General features: G+C 44.4%; 16 protein-coding genes. 7 read left to right on the top strand and 9 right to left on the bottom strand.

Annotation, left to right across the window (positions count from 1 at the left end; translation table 11 throughout):
- The 4 genes from AB4Z17_RS09140 to AB4Z17_RS09125 all read left to right on the top strand — a co-directional run.
- On the top strand, positions 1-1,536 hold a 1,536-nt coding region (locus tag AB4Z17_RS09140), incomplete at its 5' end, for a PH domain-containing protein (RefSeq protein ID WP_441959388.1).
- Positions 1,520-1,702, top strand: a complete 183-nt coding sequence (locus AB4Z17_RS09135; protein ID WP_441959386.1) for a hypothetical protein — start codon at positions 1,520-1,522, stop codon at positions 1,700-1,702. The genes AB4Z17_RS09140 and AB4Z17_RS09135, both read left to right, overlap by 17 nt.
- A 263-nt stretch (positions 1,703-1,965) precedes the next feature.
- Positions 1,966-2,598 (top strand): response regulator, encoded by a 633-nt coding sequence (locus AB4Z17_RS09130; protein WP_441959384.1) that lies wholly within the window; start codon positions 1,966-1,968, stop codon positions 2,596-2,598.
- 506 nt (positions 2,599-3,104) lie between these two features.
- Positions 3,105-3,647, top strand: coding sequence for a DUF5673 domain-containing protein (locus AB4Z17_RS09125; RefSeq protein WP_441959382.1), 543 nt, complete (start codon positions 3,105-3,107; stop codon positions 3,645-3,647).
- Between the two features lie 83 nt (positions 3,648-3,730).
- Here the strand turns inward: AB4Z17_RS09125 and AB4Z17_RS09120 are convergent, their stop codons facing one another.
- The 3 genes from AB4Z17_RS09120 to AB4Z17_RS09110 are packed head-to-tail and all read right to left on the bottom strand — an operon-like array spanning position 3,731 to position 5,692.
- On the bottom strand, positions 3,731-4,555 hold the full coding sequence (locus AB4Z17_RS09120) for a sugar phosphate isomerase/epimerase family protein (RefSeq protein ID WP_441910078.1): 825 nt from the start codon (positions 4,553-4,555) through the stop codon (positions 3,731-3,733).
- A gap of 19 nt (positions 4,556-4,574) precedes the next feature.
- On the bottom strand, positions 4,575-5,399 hold the full coding sequence (gene yidC / locus AB4Z17_RS09115; protein ID WP_076266344.1) for a membrane protein insertase YidC: 825 nt from the start codon (positions 5,397-5,399) through the stop codon (positions 4,575-4,577).
- On the bottom strand, positions 5,369-5,692 hold the full coding sequence (locus AB4Z17_RS09110; RefSeq protein ID WP_441959380.1) for a hypothetical protein: 324 nt from the start codon (positions 5,690-5,692) through the stop codon (positions 5,369-5,371). The genes yidC and AB4Z17_RS09110 overlap by 31 nt, the downstream gene beginning before the upstream one ends.
- 364 nt (positions 5,693-6,056) lie before the next feature.
- Here AB4Z17_RS09110 and AB4Z17_RS09105 point away from each other — a divergent pair, with 364 nt between their 5' ends.
- Both AB4Z17_RS09105 and AB4Z17_RS09100 read left to right on the top strand, forming a co-directional pair.
- Positions 6,057-7,562, top strand: a complete 1,506-nt coding sequence (locus tag AB4Z17_RS09105; protein ID WP_441959378.1) for an ABC transporter substrate-binding protein/permease — start codon at positions 6,057-6,059, stop codon at positions 7,560-7,562.
- The gene (locus tag AB4Z17_RS09100; protein WP_441959376.1) at positions 7,555-8,277 is read left to right on the top strand and encodes an amino acid ABC transporter ATP-binding protein; all 723 of its coding nucleotides are present in this window, start codon (positions 7,555-7,557) and stop codon (positions 8,275-8,277) included. The genes AB4Z17_RS09105 and AB4Z17_RS09100 overlap by 8 nt, the downstream gene beginning before the upstream one ends.
- A gap of 88 nt (positions 8,278-8,365) precedes the next feature.
- Here AB4Z17_RS09100 and AB4Z17_RS09095 read toward each other — a convergent pair whose 3' ends face one another.
- The 6 genes from AB4Z17_RS09095 to AB4Z17_RS09070 all read right to left on the bottom strand — a co-directional run bounded on the left by AB4Z17_RS09095 (position 8,366) and on the right by AB4Z17_RS09070 (position 15,143).
- On the bottom strand, positions 8,366-9,469 hold the full coding sequence (locus AB4Z17_RS09095; RefSeq protein ID WP_441959374.1) for a glycoside hydrolase family 88/105 protein: 1,104 nt from the start codon (positions 9,467-9,469) through the stop codon (positions 8,366-8,368).
- 53 nt (positions 9,470-9,522) lie between these two features.
- A complete protein-coding gene (locus tag AB4Z17_RS09090; protein WP_441959372.1) occupies positions 9,523-10,398 on the bottom strand; it encodes a carbohydrate ABC transporter permease in 876 nt (291 codons plus the stop codon).
- 71 nt (positions 10,399-10,469) lie between these two features.
- Positions 10,470-11,432, bottom strand: coding sequence for an ABC transporter permease (locus AB4Z17_RS09085; RefSeq protein WP_441874618.1), 963 nt, complete (start codon positions 11,430-11,432; stop codon positions 10,470-10,472).
- 71 nt (positions 11,433-11,503) lie between these two features.
- A complete protein-coding gene (locus AB4Z17_RS09080) occupies positions 11,504-13,063 on the bottom strand; it encodes an extracellular solute-binding protein (RefSeq protein ID WP_441959370.1) in 1,560 nt (519 codons plus the stop codon).
- Between the two features lie 240 nt (positions 13,064-13,303).
- Positions 13,304-13,486: a hypothetical protein gene (locus AB4Z17_RS09075; RefSeq protein ID WP_441910069.1), complete on the bottom strand. Its 183-nt coding sequence runs from the start codon at positions 13,484-13,486 to the stop codon at positions 13,304-13,306.
- A gap of 283 nt (positions 13,487-13,769) precedes the next feature.
- Entirely contained in the window at positions 13,770-15,143 is a 1,374-nt protein-coding gene (locus AB4Z17_RS09070; RefSeq protein WP_441959369.1) for an extracellular solute-binding protein, read from the bottom strand.
- Positions 15,144-15,288: 145 nt separating this feature from the next.
- On the opposite strand from AB4Z17_RS09070, the gene AB4Z17_RS09065 reads away from it, so the two are divergent.
- A complete protein-coding gene (locus AB4Z17_RS09065; protein ID WP_441959368.1) occupies positions 15,289-17,592 on the top strand; it encodes an AraC family transcriptional regulator in 2,304 nt (767 codons plus the stop codon).
- Positions 17,593-17,604 lie beyond the last annotated feature (12 nt).

Below are 17,604 nucleotides of genomic sequence, written 5' to 3'. Positions count from 1 at the left end.
GTGATAATCATGAATAGTATGGACCTGAAAACGATGAAACTGCACAGTAGCATCATTTTTGCCGGAAGCATAAAAAAAATACTAACTATGCTCTTTATAAGCGTAATCTATTGGATTATGCACCAAAACTACCTTTTAAATTTATCAATTAATATAAAGGGTATCATTATAGCTAGTATGATCATTAGTATAAGCAGAAGCTATTTCTTCTGGAAAAATTTCAGCTATCGCTTTGATGATGGCCACCTGATCATTAATAGCGGCATCTGGTTCAAAAAAAACCGTTCGATTGCAATTAATCGAATATGCAATATTGATATAAGGATTTCCTTCTGGCAGCGTTTGTTCGGTGTCGTCGAGATGAGAATGGACACGGAGGGAGGAGAACGGGAAGCATTAATTAAGCTTACTGCCGTCAAGCATGAAGAGGTCAAGCGAATTAAAGCAATCATTAATTATAAGGAAACTAGCAATACATTGATGTGGGAACAACGACCATCGGCTATTGTTCTCTATGGTATAACTACTATGAAATTAGGATATTTCATCTCACTAATTATGTTTATTTATTTTCAAATGGGATTCGTTCGTGAAAATAAAAATATCATCGCCTTTGAACAGGCCTTAAAATCCTTAAATTTATCTATGCAAATAGGTATCATTTTTTCTATGATCATTATCACTTCACTTATCTTATCTATATTTTTCACTTTCTTTCAATATCATCGTTTCCGTATAAATGTGCATGAGCAAGGCTTGCAAATAAAAAGAGGATTAATAAACACGCACACAGTAACCATTAAGCTTGATAGTATAGCAGCAATTAGAATAGAAGAAAGCTTACTCCGTGAACCCTTCCAAGTATGTACTGTATATCTTGATTGTATTGGAGGGGGAAATGAAGAGGAAAGCAGCAGTACTATTCTTATTCCCTGGATAAGAAAAAAGATGGTCACTTCTGTGCTTAACAAGCTTTTCCCAGAATGGGATTTTACAATGCTAGAAAAGAAAGTTGGCGTCCCGGACTCCCAATTATATGTTGCTCCATCACGAAGTTTGCTTCACTTCATATGGCTTAAGTTTATTTTAAATATTTGCATCACGCTTGCTCTTGGACAAATTCCAACTCTTCAACCCTACATGTTCTTTCTAGCTGCCGCTTCTTCCATCATTATTATCTTTTGGAGCTATCTACAATATAAAGATCAAACGGTAGCTATAACATCACGCACTCAATTATCCTTTTCAACGAGATTCATTAACAAAAAAACGATAATCATCAATAGGAATAGCCTTCAACAAATCAATTATGCAAGTCATTCTCTTCAATCATTGAGCCATTTAACCAACATTGTATTTTACGTAAGAACCTCAGCGCTCAGGAGAAAACACGTAGTAAGAAACTTAAATACTCACAGCATTTCACCTGTTGCTCTTTGGTTTTCATCGTTCAACACGGAGTTTTATCCATTAAAAAAAAGATTTTATGACACAACGTTTACAGAAAGGAAAAATCTGAATGAAAAAAATATTTGAATTTATGATATTTGGCGGTCTGACCGGTTTTATTATTATTCGCATCTTCTTCTATGATTATAAAGCCATTATGTTTTCTTTCGCCTTTCTGGCATTAGTAGGTTTTGTAGGACGTAAATTTACTAATTCTAAAAATAATAATAATAATAATAAAACATATAACTAGGCTCCCATTTTCAAAAAGACTAACTATCCACAATACCCTTTGTTGGACGGTTAGTCATTTTTATTATGGTGTTACGCTAATATATTTTATGGCACTCTAATGCTTCTACCCATTTTTTTATTTCTTCCACGCAAAACCCCTTTCGGAAAATACCACTCTATTTTTCGTTGTTTGCGTTCTTTTAAAAAAGATATAATTTATTTAATAGGTTAAAAATCCCTTAGTTAAAATATCCTTACATTTAAATATAGAGGAATGATTGTATGAAACTTATACACATATTAATTGTTGAAGATGATCCTCTCTGGCAGAAGAGCATTTATGATCACCTAATAATTGTAGAGAATTTTCGAATTATCGGTTGCGCGAGCAATGAAAACGAGGCTTTAGAGCAATTCCAACTCGCTGATCTTGTTCTTATAAAATTAAATCCTGCTAAGAGTAAACTCGACGGAATTGAACTCTCATTAAAAATGAATATGATTAGACCAACGAAAGTCATCTTCATAACAGAAAAAACAGACAGTGAAACTATTCTAGATGCGTATAATGCAGGAGCGCTACACTGCATATCTAAAATTGACTATCGCGATTTACCACATATCATTAGAACATTTTCAAACAAAGAAAATTCAATAGAAATCCTATTAGAGGATTATGCCAAGCTAAAAAAAAATGCTATTCTTCAACTTTTATCACCAGCAGAGAAAGAGATTTTCGAATTATTAGAGCGAGGCTTTACCCAGGTTAGTATCGCTCAGACTCTATTCAAAGCAGAAAGTACTGTTAAAAATCAAGTCAGCAGCATTCTAAAAAAAATGAAGGTTAGAAACTTCAAACAAGCTCTAGAAAAACTTCAAACCATTAAATGTATATTAATTCCATACATTTTTTGATAGCTCTTATTCCCTTCATTACGCTCAAGCTTCTATTCTCTTTCAGTAACCAATAATTCATAGCTATATTTAAAAAAACGACGCGGTAATCGCAAATATCTTTCTTACATATTTAATAAAACTAGAGAAGAGCATTGGTTTGAAAGCAGAGCTTTTGAACCATGTTCTTGGGAACGAAGGAAAAATTAATGAAAATCGTGTCACTCAAAAAAATGCTTAACTCCCCTGATTATTCTGATCATCTTATACCTACTATTCCTTCTTATTCATTTCACGCAAAACCTCTTTCGGAAATTACCAAACTATATTTCGTTGCTTGCGCTCTTTTAAATCAAATATAATTTAAATGAAATAGGAATTTAGTCCCTTGGTACAAAAGTATTGTTATCCCTATAATCAATGGAAGAGTAATATTTCTTTTTTCACTGCTTTCAGTATCTCCTCTACCTTATCGGATATTTCCCTTTATACTAACAACTACAGCAAATATACGAGGAGCGACCGAATTGCACATCGATTTTTTGTTTACATTATTATTGAACATCCTCAGCTGCTTGATCCTCATTTGGTCCTTCTACAATGAGCATAAACAATTTCGGATATTTAAAAAATCCAAAAAAAATGTTCAAATATATAATCCATCTTTCCTTATTCCCGACAAAAAATTCACTCTCACGGTGCTGTCGTATGTAGTTATCGTTACGACCTTATGGATACTGCTTATCTTTGGTTTAACGGATATCGTTTATAAGCACTGGTTTGCGTATGTTTTTCCCATTATGCTCACCACCATATTCTCTGGCGGTAAAATTAATTATTCAATTGGTGAAGATGGCGTGTACCATGCAAAAACAGTCATTCCTTGGGAGGATGTTGTTTATTATCAATTGACGGAAACAGATCCTTTCCATACGAAATTTTCACTCGACATTCATACAAAACATCAGGTTCTTCGCGGAGTAGTTCATGCCGATTCCRAAAAAAAATTACTTGTGCTGCTTCGAAATGTTCCGACTTCAGGTAATGCAGATGAAATCACAACTGAATAGGACGGGCTATTTTCCAATATAAAAAAAACAAAAACAGCAGCCCTCGGGAGTCCCATGGTCTACTGTTTTTCGCTTTTAAGCCCTTATACCCGCGCACGAATTCCATCTATATAAGCCTTTGACTCCGCCATCTGATGCTCTTTCGCTTCTTCCATGATGATGTGTACATGCGGCTTATATTGATTCAAAAGCTTCATATACAGCTCATAATTCATCTGTCCGAGGCCAGCAGTTACAGTAGCCAGCTCGCCACTCCCGAGCAGCATGCGATCCTTCGCATGAGCCGCGATAATACGATCACCGAGCAGCTCGAACGCTTGTTCAATGACCTCATCCTGCCTCGCAAAATTAGAAGATGTCAGCAGATTGCCAGGATCAATAACGACACCGATATTGGAGGAAGGAACCTCCCCCAGCATCCGAGCCAGCTCAGGAGCCGTACCAATTAAATGGTCGTTTGCCGCTTCTAAACCGACAAAGACGCCCCACTTCTCAGCTTCCTCTACTAACTCCTCTAATGTCGCCTTCATCACGGACCAATCTCGGTCTGTGTAGTCTCCGCCTTCATTCCGTCCCGTTTCCGCAGCTACCATTGGCGCTCCGAAATACTTCGCATAACGCAGCAGCTCCTTGAATCGATTCACATTGGCACGGCGCAGCTGCTCGTCTCGTTCAAATAAATGAACATAGCAGCCAAGCACCGAAATCGAAACGCCATGCTTATCGAACTGCTCGCCGATTGCATTCGCAAGGCCTGGGCTTAAGTTCCCAGGCTTGCTGAAATCGACATCGCTAATCGCCTTCCACAAAGCTAGCTGCACATGGCTGAAGCCGCTCTCCGCAACCTTAGGAGCAAGCTCCTTGTACGGCAAGCTTCCGAATAAATGAGCGAGTACACCGACTGACATCTGATCGTCTCCTTCAAATTTAGGCGCTGCCCTCGAGTGCGACATCCACCTTCGGCGCGTACACTTTTTTGGCTAAATAAGATTGCGCAATCATGAACAACCCACCTGTTACCCAGTAAAGTGAGATAGCTGCCGGTGCCGATAGAGCGAATACGCCCATCAGTATCGGAGATAGGTAACCCATGAAAGCCATCTGCTTCTGCTGTGCAGCATTCGCATTGGGCTGCGTCGTCTGCGAAACCTTGAATTGTACAAAATAAACGAGCGCTGCGATAATCGGCAGCACAATGTCCGGCGAGCCTAGCTTAAACCAAAGAAACGAATGATCCGCCAGCTCTGGCGTAAGCTTGATTGCGGAATATAGACCCATCAATATCGGCATTTGAATGAGCATTGGCAAACACCCGATAGCGAGCGGATTCACCTGATGCTTCTGGTAAAGCTGCATCGTTTCCTGCTGCAGCTTCTGCTTGGATGCTGCATCTGACTTGTTTTTGTATTTATCTTGGAGCTGCTTGAGCTCCGGCTGAAGGATAGCCATCTTTGTTTTCATCTGGTTCTGAGAGCGATACTGGCGCATCATGAGCGGCAGTAGAACAAGTCTGATCATAAGTGTAATGCCAATAATCGCAAAACCGTAATTTCCGCCAAACATATCAGCCAGATATTGAAGCACCGCTGATAATGGGTAAATGACATAGTGGTTAAAAATACCCGGTGTATTTCCATCAATCGTTCCACTAGCCGTACTACAGCCGCTTACTAGAAGCAGCCCTGCCAGCATCAAACCGGCCATTAATACACGTCCGTATTTTAAAGAAGTGAATACATTGTTCGTTTGCATAAAAATCCTCCTCGTTTGTTTGAAAATAGCTGAACAAACGAGTTGGAACAGTCTGCTATGTCCTCATCTGGCGATTCTTTCCGCTTTACCTTGCGAACTAACCAATGATGCAGCGGAATTGAACGAATCAATACCTGCGGCAGCAAACTATACATTATACTTACAACCTGATTCCGTTCCCAGTACTCATAGGCACCAGAATGCAAATGCGAAGCGTAAGCATAAGCTAATGAACAAAGTAGGCTGATCGAAATGAGATACGGTATGATGTCATGCAGTTCAAGCTCGAACAATGTACTCACCTCCCTTCATCTGAAAATAGTTTTCTTTCTATCTGGATATTATAACAGTAATTCTGATCAAATGACGACTGTCAAAATCTCGAATATGCAAACAAAAATGGCAGGCACTAATTTCTTCAATAAATGCAGTCTTTTCGCATAAATAATTCAGCATAAATATAAGTGGGTACTAATAAATATGCTGAAATTTTCACAAAAGCGGCTCTTTGGTTATTTACAAAGGATAGGGAACACCATATAATTTCTAATGTTGCAGGCACATACGGCTGAAACAGAGCTATTTTATCTATATACATTCATCTCGTGATGACAGATAAGCCTGTTAAACCTATCAACTTAGAAGAAAGAGGACATCATGAATCGAAAAAAGCTCAAAGTCATTTATTTATCGCTTATTGTCTTTACGGCTCTGCTAGTCGGACTTGGACAAGCCTTCCCTATGGGGAAAAGCAGCGCTTATTCCGTTAGTGCAGAGAGTGCATCAAGCACCACAGTTAATGGTCAAAAAAAGAAACTCATAATGGGCACATCCGCCGATTATCCACCTTACGAAAGCGTCGATGCCAAAAACAACGGCGAATTCGTTGGATTGGATATCGATATAGCCAAGTATATCACTAGTCAGCTCGGATACGAACTGGAAATCACACACATGGATTTCAATGGGCTTGTTGCTGCGCTTCAGACCGGCCGAGTCGACTTCGTCATGTCCGCAATGTCCGCCACGGATGAGCGCAGGCAAAATGTCGATTTCTCTGATACGTATTACGCTGCCCGCAATACGATTGTCTCAAAGAAGTCTGCACCGCTCGAAACAGAAGCTTCTTTATCGGGTAAACTAGTCGCGACGCAGCTTGGCTCCACACAGGATCTTTACGCAGAAACGATTGAAGGAGCCACGCTTAAGAAGCTTAATAAGATTCCAGATCTTATCCAAGAGCTGAACTCCGGACGTGTCGATGCGGCTATCGTAGAAGACGCTGTCGCCATTGAGATGACCAACCTTAACCCGGGTTTGGCGATGCATTTCCTGCCAGCTGAATCGGCGGAAAATGGTTACGCCATTGCATTTCCTAAGAAGTCCACTATTGTGAACGAGTTTAACGGTGTCCTCTCCGAAATGAAGGACGATGGCAAGCTCGATGAAATCGTACAGAAATGGTTTGCTGCTGAAAAGGAACAATCCAATTCTCTGCTTAATTTGAACATCGACTTCAGTATACTGAAGGGATACACTCCTTATATTCTAAAGGGTGTATATGTCACGCTGCTCTTCACCCTTGTCTCCGCATTGTTCGGACTTGTGTGGGGTACGGTGCTTTCCCTATTCAAAATTTCCGGCATTAAGCCGCTCGAGTGGTTCGCAACCGCTTATACATCTATTTTCCGCGGCACGCCGCTGCTTGTACAGCTGACCATTATTTATTATGCAACGCCGCAGTTATTCAATTACGATATACCTGCGTTAATGGCTGCCGGCCTTGCCTTCGGACTCAATTCAGCTGCCTATTTGTCTGAAACGATCCGCGGCGGCATAATGGCCGTGGACAAAGGGCAGCGTGAAGCTGCCATTGCACTCGGCATTCCGTACCGGAAGATGATGCTTCGCATTATATTTCCGCAGGCACTTCGTAATATTTTGCCGGCGCTCGTGAACGAATGTGTTGCTTTGCTTAAGGAATCGTCACTCGTATCGGTCATTGGGGTATCGGATTTGATGCGCCGTGCAGATGTAGTGCGCTCCACTGAGTTCCGCTCCATCGAAGTATTATTATTTATAGCTGCGATCTATTACGTGCTTGTGCTTGTCTTAACATCGTTTGCTCGAATGCTTGAAAGGAGGCTGCGCCGCAGTGATTAATGTAACCGACTTAACAAAAACCTTCGGCAAAAACCAAGTGCTAAAAGGAATTACAACAACCGTTGAAAAAGGAGAGGTCGTTGCTCTAATCGGACCATCCGGCTCAGGGAAATCCACCTTTCTACGTTGTTTAAATATGCTGGAGACACCGACTTCCGGCGAGATTACAATAGATGGAACAGCTATTACCGATCCCAAAACAAATATTGCCCGCGTGCGGCAGCGGATCGGCATGGTATTCCAGCATTTTCACCTATTCCCGCATATGACCGTGATCGACAATATTACGTTTGCTCCGATTCAGGTCAAAGGAGTATCGCAGCAGGAAGCCCATAAGAAAGCGATGGAGCTGCTAGCTCGCGTAGGTCTCTCGGACAAAGCAGATAGTTATCCATCCCGCTTATCCGGCGGTCAGAAGCAGCGCGTTGCGATCGCAAGAAGCTTAGCGATGGAGCCCGACATCCTGCTGTTCGATGAGCCAACCTCTGCGCTAGATCCTGAGATGGTCAAAGAGGTGCTTAATGTTATTCGCAGCCTTGCGGACAGCGGCATGACGATGCTTATTGTTACGCATGAAATGAAGTTTGCCCGCGAAGCTGCGGACACGATTTATTTCCTAGATAACGGCAAGCTTGTTGAAAAAACGAAGCCTGAGCAGTTTTTCACTAAGCCTCAAAGCGAGAGAGCTGCACGTTTTCTGGAGCAGGTGCTTTAAATAAGCTTATTAAGGATAACAGGTGCTAAGCGCACATTTAAACAAAGCTCTGCGGCTCACTCTGCCGCAGAGCTTTCTCTTTTATCCGCTACTCCTTCCGATCAACAAGCGACTCCATCTCAACACATGCCATAATGAAAGCGCCGACGCCGTGCAGATCGTTCTGACTTGTTGGGCGCGTGACGTAGTTTTCATAATCGCCAGCCGAGGTGCCGATGCAAATATCCGGCAGGATGAAATGCCCCTGCTCGTCAGCCTGCACCACTCGAACAAGCCCTTCAAACCCGCGCCTTGCCGCATCCAAGCACTCAGCTCCGACAAGGCCAAGCTTGTAAGCTCTTGCGAGCGTATAAACGAACAAGCAAGTAGAAGAGGTTTCCAGCCAATTATCAGCCAAATGGCCTTTGTCCACGACCTGATACCAGAGTCCGCTCTCTCCATCCTGATACTTAATCAGCGACCGGGAGAAATCAGCCAGCACGGCTTCCAGCTCAGCACGTCCCGATTCGCCTTCCGCTATTTCATCAAGAAACTGAGCCACTGCAAGACCGTACCAACCAAGTGACCGACCCCAAAACTCTGGAGAACAACCGGTCTCAGGATCTGCCCAAGGCATCTGCTTGCTCTCATCCCAAGCGTGATAGAGCAGCCCCGTCTTCTCATCCCTCATATAGCGGCGCATCAGCCGCTCTTGATGCAGCACCATTTCGCGCAGCCCTATGTCTCCGTAGGCGTTGGCATATTTTAGCGCAAATACTCCGCCCATATACAAGCCGTCCAGCCACATATTGTAGGCATATTTATCCTTGTGCCAAAAGCCTCCCTCCGAGGTGCGGTGCAGCGTGTCGAACAGGCCGCGCAGCTTATCGGCTGCGACTTTGTATTTTCGCTCATCGCCTTGTTCATCTAAACGGAACAATAACAGCCCCACTTGGATAGCATCCAGCTCGTCACGGGCAAAATCAAAGTTGCCGCATTCATCCACCAGCTTGTCTACGTAGCGCTTAATATAAGCAGCGTAACGGTCATCCCCCTCCGCCTGCCACAGCATCTCCATCCCGCAAAGAAACACGCCTTGGTGATAATGCCAGCGGCCGGCAGGAGGAAGCTTTTCTGGCAAATAAGTGTCCATTAAAGAATCGCAAGCGGCTCTCGCCCAATCGATAGGTGTCCATTTCACATCATTTCGCATCCAAACAGCACTCCTCTCCATTTTCCACTGTTACAGTCCAAGCTCAAACAACATCACCCTTTAATCGAGCCCAGCATCGCACCTTTAGCGAAATGCTTTTGCAAAAACGGATATACGATCAGAATAGGCAGCGTCGCTACAACGATGACAGCCATCTTCACCGTCTGATCCGGCGGCGGAACCGCTGCATCCAGGTCGGAGCTGTAGTCTAGGCCGCTAGCCAGCACGACGATTTGGCGGAGCAGCACCTGAATTGGCCATTTGGCGCTGTCATCCAAGTACAGAATCGCACTGAGATACGTATTCCAATAGGTGACCGCGTAAAATAATGAAATGGTAGCGATCGCGGGCATCGATAGCGGGAGCACGATACGGAACAAGATGCCGAAGTCGTTGCAGCCGTCGATTTTGGCAGATTCCTCAAGCCCTTCGGGTATATTTTGAAAAAAGTTTTTCAAAATAATAAGGTTGAACGCACTGATTGCCGACGGAATAATGAGCGCAGCATAGCTGTCGATCAGCCCCATCTCGCGCACAACAAGAAATGTCGGAATGAGCCCGCCGCTGAACAGCATCGTAAATACGACGAGAAACATAATTCCCTTGCGTCCGTCGAGATCTCTTCGGGACAAGCCATAGGCCATCAACGCTGTTGTGAACATGCTGAACAGGGTGCCGACGATCGTAACGCCGGTCGATACCGTCATGGCACGAAAAATCATATTGGTCGAGAAAATGAATTTATAGGCATCAAAGCTCCAAATCGTCGGCACGAGGATGAACTTCTTCATCGCCATCTCGGCGCTTGTGGTGAATGATCCGGCAACAACATGCAGAAACGGAAGCACCGTAACGAGCGCAATAATGGCAAGGAGCGTGAAGTTCACAATGGAAAATAGCCGCCCGCTAAACGTTTTATCCTCTACCATGCTGAATCCTCCTTAAGTTTTTGTAGTGAAGCTTCTGGCGACTTCGACCTTCGATCTTCAAACGCCTTACTCTAATAGATGCCTTCCTCGCCCATCTTCTTCGCGAGTCTATTGGCCGTCATTACAAGCACAAGCCCGATAAAGGATTTGAAGAAGCCAATCGCCGTGCTGTAGCTGAATTTCCCCTGTCTAAGTCCAGCTGTATAAACATAGGTGTCGATAATCTCAGCAACCTCGCGATTCATCGAGTTCAGCAGCAGGTACACATGCTCGAACCCAAGCTCAAGCACATCGCCGATCTTTAGAATGAGCAAAATAATAATAACGCTGCGAATGGCAGGCAGCGTAATATGCCATACCTGTCTAAGCCGGCCCGCTCCATCCATGCGCGCTGCCTCATAGAGGCCAGGATCGACGGAGGCGATGGCCGCCAAATATATGATCGTTCCCCAACCCGCTTCCCGCCAGATCACCTGAATGATATAGGTTGGTCTGAACCACTCGGGACTGAGCAGGAAATTGACTTTTTCGAATCCAAAGTACTCCAGCAGCTCGTTCACGATACCGCCGTCCGACGTTAGCATGACGAAGCTGATCGACACAATAATGACCCATGACATAAAATGCGGCAAATACACAAGCGTCTGAAACGTCCGTTTGAAAAAAGAGAATCGAACCTCGTTCAGCATAAGCGCCAGCAGGATCGGGATCGGAAAATAAAATAATAAATTCATGCCAAACAGCAGCAGTGTATTCGTTAAAATGTTCAGAAAATCAGGCTCCGTGAACAAACGTTCAAAATGCTTGAAGCCAACCCACTCACTCCCGCCAATACCCTTGAACGGCTTATAATCTTGAAAGGCAATAGCAAGCCCAAACATCGGAATATATTTAAAAATAATAAAGAAAAGCACGCCCGGCAGCAGCATGACATAGAGCCATTTGTTTTTCCAAAGCCGCTTCTTAAGCTCGCTCGTTCTAGGCTGAGGTACCCTTGCCAGTTGAACCGCGTTTTCCTGATGAGCTTCTTGCATATGGGTTCTTCCTTTCCACGGGAGGTTATAGAGACTGCTCGAGCATGCGAGCAGCCTCTATGGGCTATTCTTTATTTTTTGTAAGCAGTATTGTATTCCTCGATAATCTGAGCCCCGCCGCGCTTCTTCCAATCCTCAACCGCTTTGTCGAATCCAGCCTTATCAATCGATCCATAAATATATTTGTAAGTGGCATCCTTTATAATTTCCTGAAGCTCCGTGCCCTTCTCGGTATACGTTTTCGAATCAAGCGGCGCAGTAGGATCGGCAATGGCGATCTTCTCGTTCTCGATAATGAGCTGCTCCGCATGAATTCTCGCCGGAAGCTCGTGGAAACCATCGTACATGCCGTTTGTTTCCGGCTCGCCAATAACGCTGTCCTTAAAGCCTTTGACCTCGCGCTCCGTCAGCTCTTTATCTGCCGATGCTTTAGCCTTGCCATCCACTACCGTATAATGAGTACCTTCAATGCCCCAGAACATCATGTTCGCCACTTCCGGCGTCATCAGCTTATCGAAGTAAGCCAAAATCTTCTTCAGCTCAGCTTCATCTTTAATTGCAGATTTCGGGAATAACGCTACGTTGTTGTAGCCCGGAATGGACCACGATGCCAGCTTCCCGTCTGGTCCGGCGATCATGCTGTGTGTATCAACGACTGCGGTCGGCACGTTTTTAACAAGGTCCTTCACTAGTGAGTCGACATCCTGCATGGAGCCGATGTATACGCCTGCCTTGCCGCTCGTGAACATATTGACCTGATCTGTTTTGCTTGTCGCTGCAAAGTCTACGTTCATCGCTTTGGCGTCGCGAATTTTTTTGATAAAATCCATCGTGGCTGCATATTCAGGCGTCGTAAACTCTGGAACAAGCTGGCCGTCCCGCTCACCCCAGTTGTTCGGCGTGCCGAACCATGCGGAGACCGTTTTGAACGCACCATATACGAGATCGTTCCGATCAGCTAATCCAATCGTGTCCGGCTTGTTGTTGCCATCCGGGTCGCCCGTCGTAAATTTCTCCATCATCGTAAACAATTCATCCACGTTAGCCGGTGCGGCGATGCCAAGCTTATCTGCCCAGTCCTTGCGATAAATAATGCCTTGGCGAGCCAGCGGTCTGCCGATGTATAGCGAATATAGCTTGCCATCCACTTTTGTATTGTTCAAAATCTCTTCCTTCAGCTTGCTCAGGTTAGGAAACTCGCTGAAATAAGGGCCAATTTCCCAAAACTGACCGTCTCTGATCGCTTCTTTCATTTGAACGAAGGTCGCTTGGTTCTTCAAATAAGTAACCTGCGGCAGCGAACCCGTCGCAAAGGATGCGTTCAGCTTCTCCTCATACGTGTCTGCGGGAAAAAATTGATACGTTAGTTTGGTGTTTGTCAGCTTCTCCAGCTCATTTTTGATTGTATCTGGCGGTGTCTCTGCGATGTTAAGAGGCAGCATGATCGTAATTTCAGTCGGCTTCTCCGGCTCTGCCGGTTTGTCTGTCTCTTCCGTCTTTGCTGCGCTGTCATTGGTTGCTGCTGGCGGCGTATTATTTTTTCCATTATTGCTGCCGCTAGAACAAGCTGCGAGCAATAAACTAAATGTCAAAACTACGCCCATCAGAATCGAAAACGATTTTTTCTTCATACAGCGTTGACCTCCATATATCGTTTTGGTTGCTACCTCTTCAAGCTACCACCTGGAGGAAGAGTGCCGAAACAATCATTTGTTCATATGGCGTATCGTTCTAGAGGCATCTGAGCTAATGATTATTGCCGCTTCTGGTGACACTTTTGTTAAATGAACACAACACAAAAAGGGTGAAGATCGCTCTTCACCCTCAAATCATGTGTTTTATATGAAATGGCACTTATTGCATAGCGCCCCTTACTTCCAAGCGGAAACCTTGATCTTCTTATATTTGTTTACGAATCGTCTCTCCAGCTTCTTAAAAAAACCTTGGGACTTTTTCTCTTCTTGTATGTTTTGAATACCTCGGATAAGCAGTTTGTATCTCCATTCGTTGTCGTAACCCAGCTTATGTACTTCTTGAAAAAAATCAGTTTTCATCTTAAGTCACACTCCATGTCGTCTTTTTCAATTCTGCCATCCATCAACAACGTAAAGCAGATTTTTATTATATACCGTCGTTCTATCCAATTTCTAAACAAATATAAACAATTTGCGAGTTATTTCGACAATTCTATAAAATATTCTTCGAAAAATCGATACTTTTACCTAGTTCTTTATACTCACAAATTTGTTTTTTTATTTTTTTGCTCAAAAAAATTGAGCAGCTTTGCAGGGAAGATATTACCTGCAAAGCTGCTCTATACATCGTTTTATTGCCCACTTATTGCTTCTTGAAATACGCATCCGTATACTCGCTAATCATTAAGCTGCCTCCGCTGCRCTTCCAGCGTTCGACCTCCTGATAAAATCCTTCCATACTAATCTGTCCGAGAATATATTTGTATGTCGCGTCGGAAATGATTTTGTACAGCTCCATGCTCTTCTCATCGTAAGTCTTCGATTCAAGGCCAATGACCTTGTCCGTCACGAGAAACTTATCGTTATCTGCGCTGAGACGCTCCGCCATCTCCCACATCGTTTCTTTCTCTGCTACCTTCCGTACATTCGGATTGCTTAGATCGGCAATCATAAGCGGATAAAGCGCGTTGACCTCTGTTACGCGCAGCTGAGACGTCTCTTCAGGCAGTTGAACCTCTTCACCCTCCAGAAGATAGTGCTTGCCTTCGATCCCGTACCGCATAAGATTGGCAACATCCTTATCCATCGTACGATCGAAGAACGCAAGCTGCTCCAGCAGCTCCTCTTCCGTCCGAATCGCCTTTTTGGAAAATAAATAAAGCCCGTTATAATTCGGAATCGACCAAACACGATACCCTTCCGGTCCTTGAATACGATTCACCAAGGTGAAGCGCGCAGCAGGATTGATCTGCTTCGCTTCATCCGAGAGCCGCTGCACGTCGGTCATGCTCCCGATATATACGCCTGCTGCGCCTCGTATAATGTTAGCCCGCTGCATCTCCTTGCTCGTTACCGCAAAATCCGCGTTTATAAGCTGCTCATCGTACAGCTTCTTCATGAAATTCATCGTATCCATGTAGGCTGCCGTTTCGAACTCTGGAACTACCTTCTTATCGACGATACCCCAGTTGTTCGGCGTGCCGAAATAAGAGCTCAGCGTCTTAAAGGCCCCAAATACCAAATCATTACGGTCAGCCAGCCCGACGGTATCCTTTTTTCCATTGCGGTCCGGGTCACCGAGCGTAAACTGCCGAATGACCTCATACAGCTCCTCAATCGTTCCAGGCTTGTCCAGCTTGAGATTATCCAGCCAGTCTTCCCTTATAATCACGCCTTGCCTAGACGATGGCCGCTCCGTATAAAGCCCGTATATGCCGCCATCTATTGCGGATTGTTCCAAAATACCGCTATTCAAATGCCTTAAATTCGGGAACCGCTCCAAATAAGGGCCGATCTCCCAGAAAGAGCCCGAGCGAATGGCATTTTTCACAAAAATATAATCAGTATGCTTCACGAAAGTCGCCTTCTTCAGCGAATTTGTGGAGAGAGCTGTGTTCATTTTATCTGTGTAAATGCCGTCCGGTACCCAGTTAATATCAAAAATAAAAAGGATAAGCAGCACGACAAAAAAGCGACAGCCTGCGCGTACTCCTATGTTCCGTGAATGGATAACCACCTTAATCCCCCTTGTCTTATCAGCCTTTTCTCTTCATAATCTAAGGAAATGATTATTTGCGCGATAGATGATTATTGCTCAAAATGTATGCGTTTACTAAAATAAAGCTAATGCTCGCTCATTACTAGACAAGGTGTTGATAGCTGTGCGATCTTTAACCTTTTTAAGCAAGATGACGATCTTCGGCTTTCTGCTCAGCACGCTTCCCGTCATTTTTATCGGCGCATTCTCGTATGCGACCTCTTCCAGTGAAATTCAGAAAAATGTAAACCGCGGGAAAATGCAGCTTATCATGCAAATCAACTCCAATGTAGAGCAGAAATTGACGACTGTCAACCACACGCTGAATCAGGTTATCAACTCGACCGTGCTCAAAAAAGCGATGAATCAGCCGCTAACCGTCAACGATTTTGTAATGTATGATGACCTGCGGAACGAGATCCGCCATATGCAATCCTTTGACACCAAGCTTGAGGATGTCATCCTGATCAATGAGCGCCATAACTGGATGATCAAAAATTCCGGACTATATTCATTTGAACAATATGCTTATTTCGATGAGCTGTCCAGCCTTATGCATATGCCTGAAGGAACCTCATGGGTGCTTAACCCGTCCAGCTGGTTTTATAGTGAAGAAGCCGCGGAAAGTGCTGCTTGCAGCTACAGCATCAGCCTCGTGAAGAAGCTGCCGACGAATGGGCTTGAAAAATACGGCTTGGCGCTCGCCAACATTCCGACCTGCAGCTTGCAGGAGCTGCTTAAGAGCGAAGAGGACCCTTTTTCGACCATTATGATTTTGGATGATCAATACCTTATTCTGCTCCATCCCGACCAAGCGTTGATCGGCAAGCCTGTGCTCGAGAGCGGACTGCATATGGGACAGCTCACTGAGCCCTCGGGGCAGTTTACACAATCGATTGAACAGAAGGACTATTCAGTCACCTATTACCGTTCCGACCTTAACGGCTGGATCTATCTCTCTGCCACGTCCATTGCCGGCATGACGAAGGAATCAAATAAAATTGGCACGTATACACTTTATGTATGTCTATTTATGCTCACGCTATCCATGCTGCTCGCTTGGATCGGCTCACGGCATATGTATTCGCCAATTCAATTGCTGCTGAATCAAATCGGCGAGCGTCTGACCGACATTCAGAAGCGGAAAACAAATGAATTTCAAGCGATTGGCGAACGCGTCACCCATTTATTCCAGTCCAAAACCGAGCTTGAAAAAGAGGTTAGGCAGCATATTCATCAAGTGCGCACCTTCTTCTTCATGAAAGCCTTCCAAGGCAACATCAAGTCAAGTGAAATCCCGGAAAAGCTGGCTCAATTCGGCTATGGCTCTCAGCTAAAAGAGTGGAAAACGATGGCCGCGATTACGCTGCAAATTGACTTTCAAGGCAACAGCCGTTACTCCAAAAGTGATTTGGAGCTGCTCCTATTCGCTGTCCATAACATCATCGAGGAGCTTATTCCCTTCGAGCAGCGACTCGCCCCGATCATTATGGATCAAACGATTGTGACGATTATCGGCAGCGCAGAAGTGGGCAAGGACGCTTTCCACAATGCAAAATACGCGTTAACGGAGCATCTGCAGCAGCAGATCGCTAGCTACCTAAACGTTCAGGTCAGCATTGGCATGAGCTTGCCGTTCGACTCCTTCTCATCGCTGTCGACAGCGTATAGAGAAGGCCTTGAGGCACTGAAGCAGCGCATGAAATTAGGCGAAGGCATCATTATTCAGTATGAGAATGTCAATGCCGGCAAACATTATTTGAATCTCAACTACCCAGGACATATCGAGAATGAGCTTATTGATGCGATTAAGCTGGCCGAGAAGGATAAATCGAAGGAGCTGCTGCGAGCTTTTTTGCAGGCGGTATTTGTCGTGGAGCTATCGCCGCAGGAATATCAAATTCCGCTTGCCCGGCTGCTCAATAATCTGTTGATCGTTATGCAGGAATCAGGCGTAAGCCTTAATCAAATCCATCCGTTAAAGGGTTCCCTGCTTGAGGAGCTGCTTGAGCTGCATACCTCTGCTGAGATCGATGACTGGTTCTGGACCAGCGTTGTTTATCCGATGATCAACATATTCAAGGATCGTCAGGAGGCGCAGTACCACAACATTTCGGAGAAGATCATTGACCTCGTGCAGCATCTGTACGACACCGACCTTACGCTAGAAGAATGTGCATCGCGGCTCCACTATAATGCCAATTATTTAAGCAGCGTTTTCCGCAAGGAGACGAATTATTCGTTTAGCGAGTATTTGTCGATGTACCGTTTCAAAATGGCAAAACAATGGCTCGCCGATAGCGAGCTGCCAATTAAAGACATCGCTGCAAAGCTGTGTTACAATAATCCGCAAAACTTCATCCGTTCCTTCCGCAAACAAGAGGGAATTACTCCAGGGCAATACCGCTATAAAAAACGCAGCGGATAGCCGATAAAAATA

The organism is Paenibacillus sp. TAF43_2 (assembly GCF_052113545.1).
Lineage (GTDB): Bacteria > Bacillota > Bacilli > Paenibacillales > Paenibacillaceae > Pristimantibacillus.
This window is presented reverse-complemented; position numbering and strand designations above follow the sequence as displayed.

What these genes read in the sequence shown, in the direction of transcription:
- AB4Z17_RS09135 (WP_441959386.1), top strand. Translation starts at nt 1,520, where the DNA reads ATGAAAAAAATATTTGAATTTATGATATTTGGCGGTCTGACCGGTTTT.
- AB4Z17_RS09130 (WP_441959384.1), top strand. Translation starts at nt 1,966, where the DNA reads ATGAAACTTATACACATATTAATTGTTGAAGATGATCCTCTCTGGCAG.
- AB4Z17_RS09120 (WP_441910078.1), bottom strand. Translation starts at nt 4,555, where the DNA reads ATGTCAGTCGGTGTACTCGCTCATTTATTCGGAAGCTTGCCGTACAAG.
- yidC (WP_076266344.1), bottom strand. Translation starts at nt 5,399, where the DNA reads ATGCAAACGAACAATGTATTCACTTCTTTAAAATACGGACGTGTATTA.
- AB4Z17_RS09105 (WP_441959378.1), top strand. Translation starts at nt 6,057, where the DNA reads ATGAATCGAAAAAAGCTCAAAGTCATTTATTTATCGCTTATTGTCTTT.
- AB4Z17_RS09095 (WP_441959374.1), bottom strand. Translation starts at nt 9,469, where the DNA reads ATGCGAAATGATGTGAAATGGACACCTATCGATTGGGCGAGAGCCGCT.
- AB4Z17_RS09090 (WP_441959372.1), bottom strand. Translation starts at nt 10,398, where the DNA reads ATGGTAGAGGATAAAACGTTTAGCGGGCGGCTATTTTCCATTGTGAAC.
- AB4Z17_RS09085 (WP_441874618.1), bottom strand. Translation starts at nt 11,432, where the DNA reads ATGCAAGAAGCTCATCAGGAAAACGCGGTTCAACTGGCAAGGGTACCT.
- AB4Z17_RS09080 (WP_441959370.1), bottom strand. Translation starts at nt 13,063, where the DNA reads ATGAAGAAAAAATCGTTTTCGATTCTGATGGGCGTAGTTTTGACATTT.
- AB4Z17_RS09075 (WP_441910069.1), bottom strand. Translation starts at nt 13,486, where the DNA reads ATGAAAACTGATTTTTTTCAAGAAGTACATAAGCTGGGTTACGACAAC.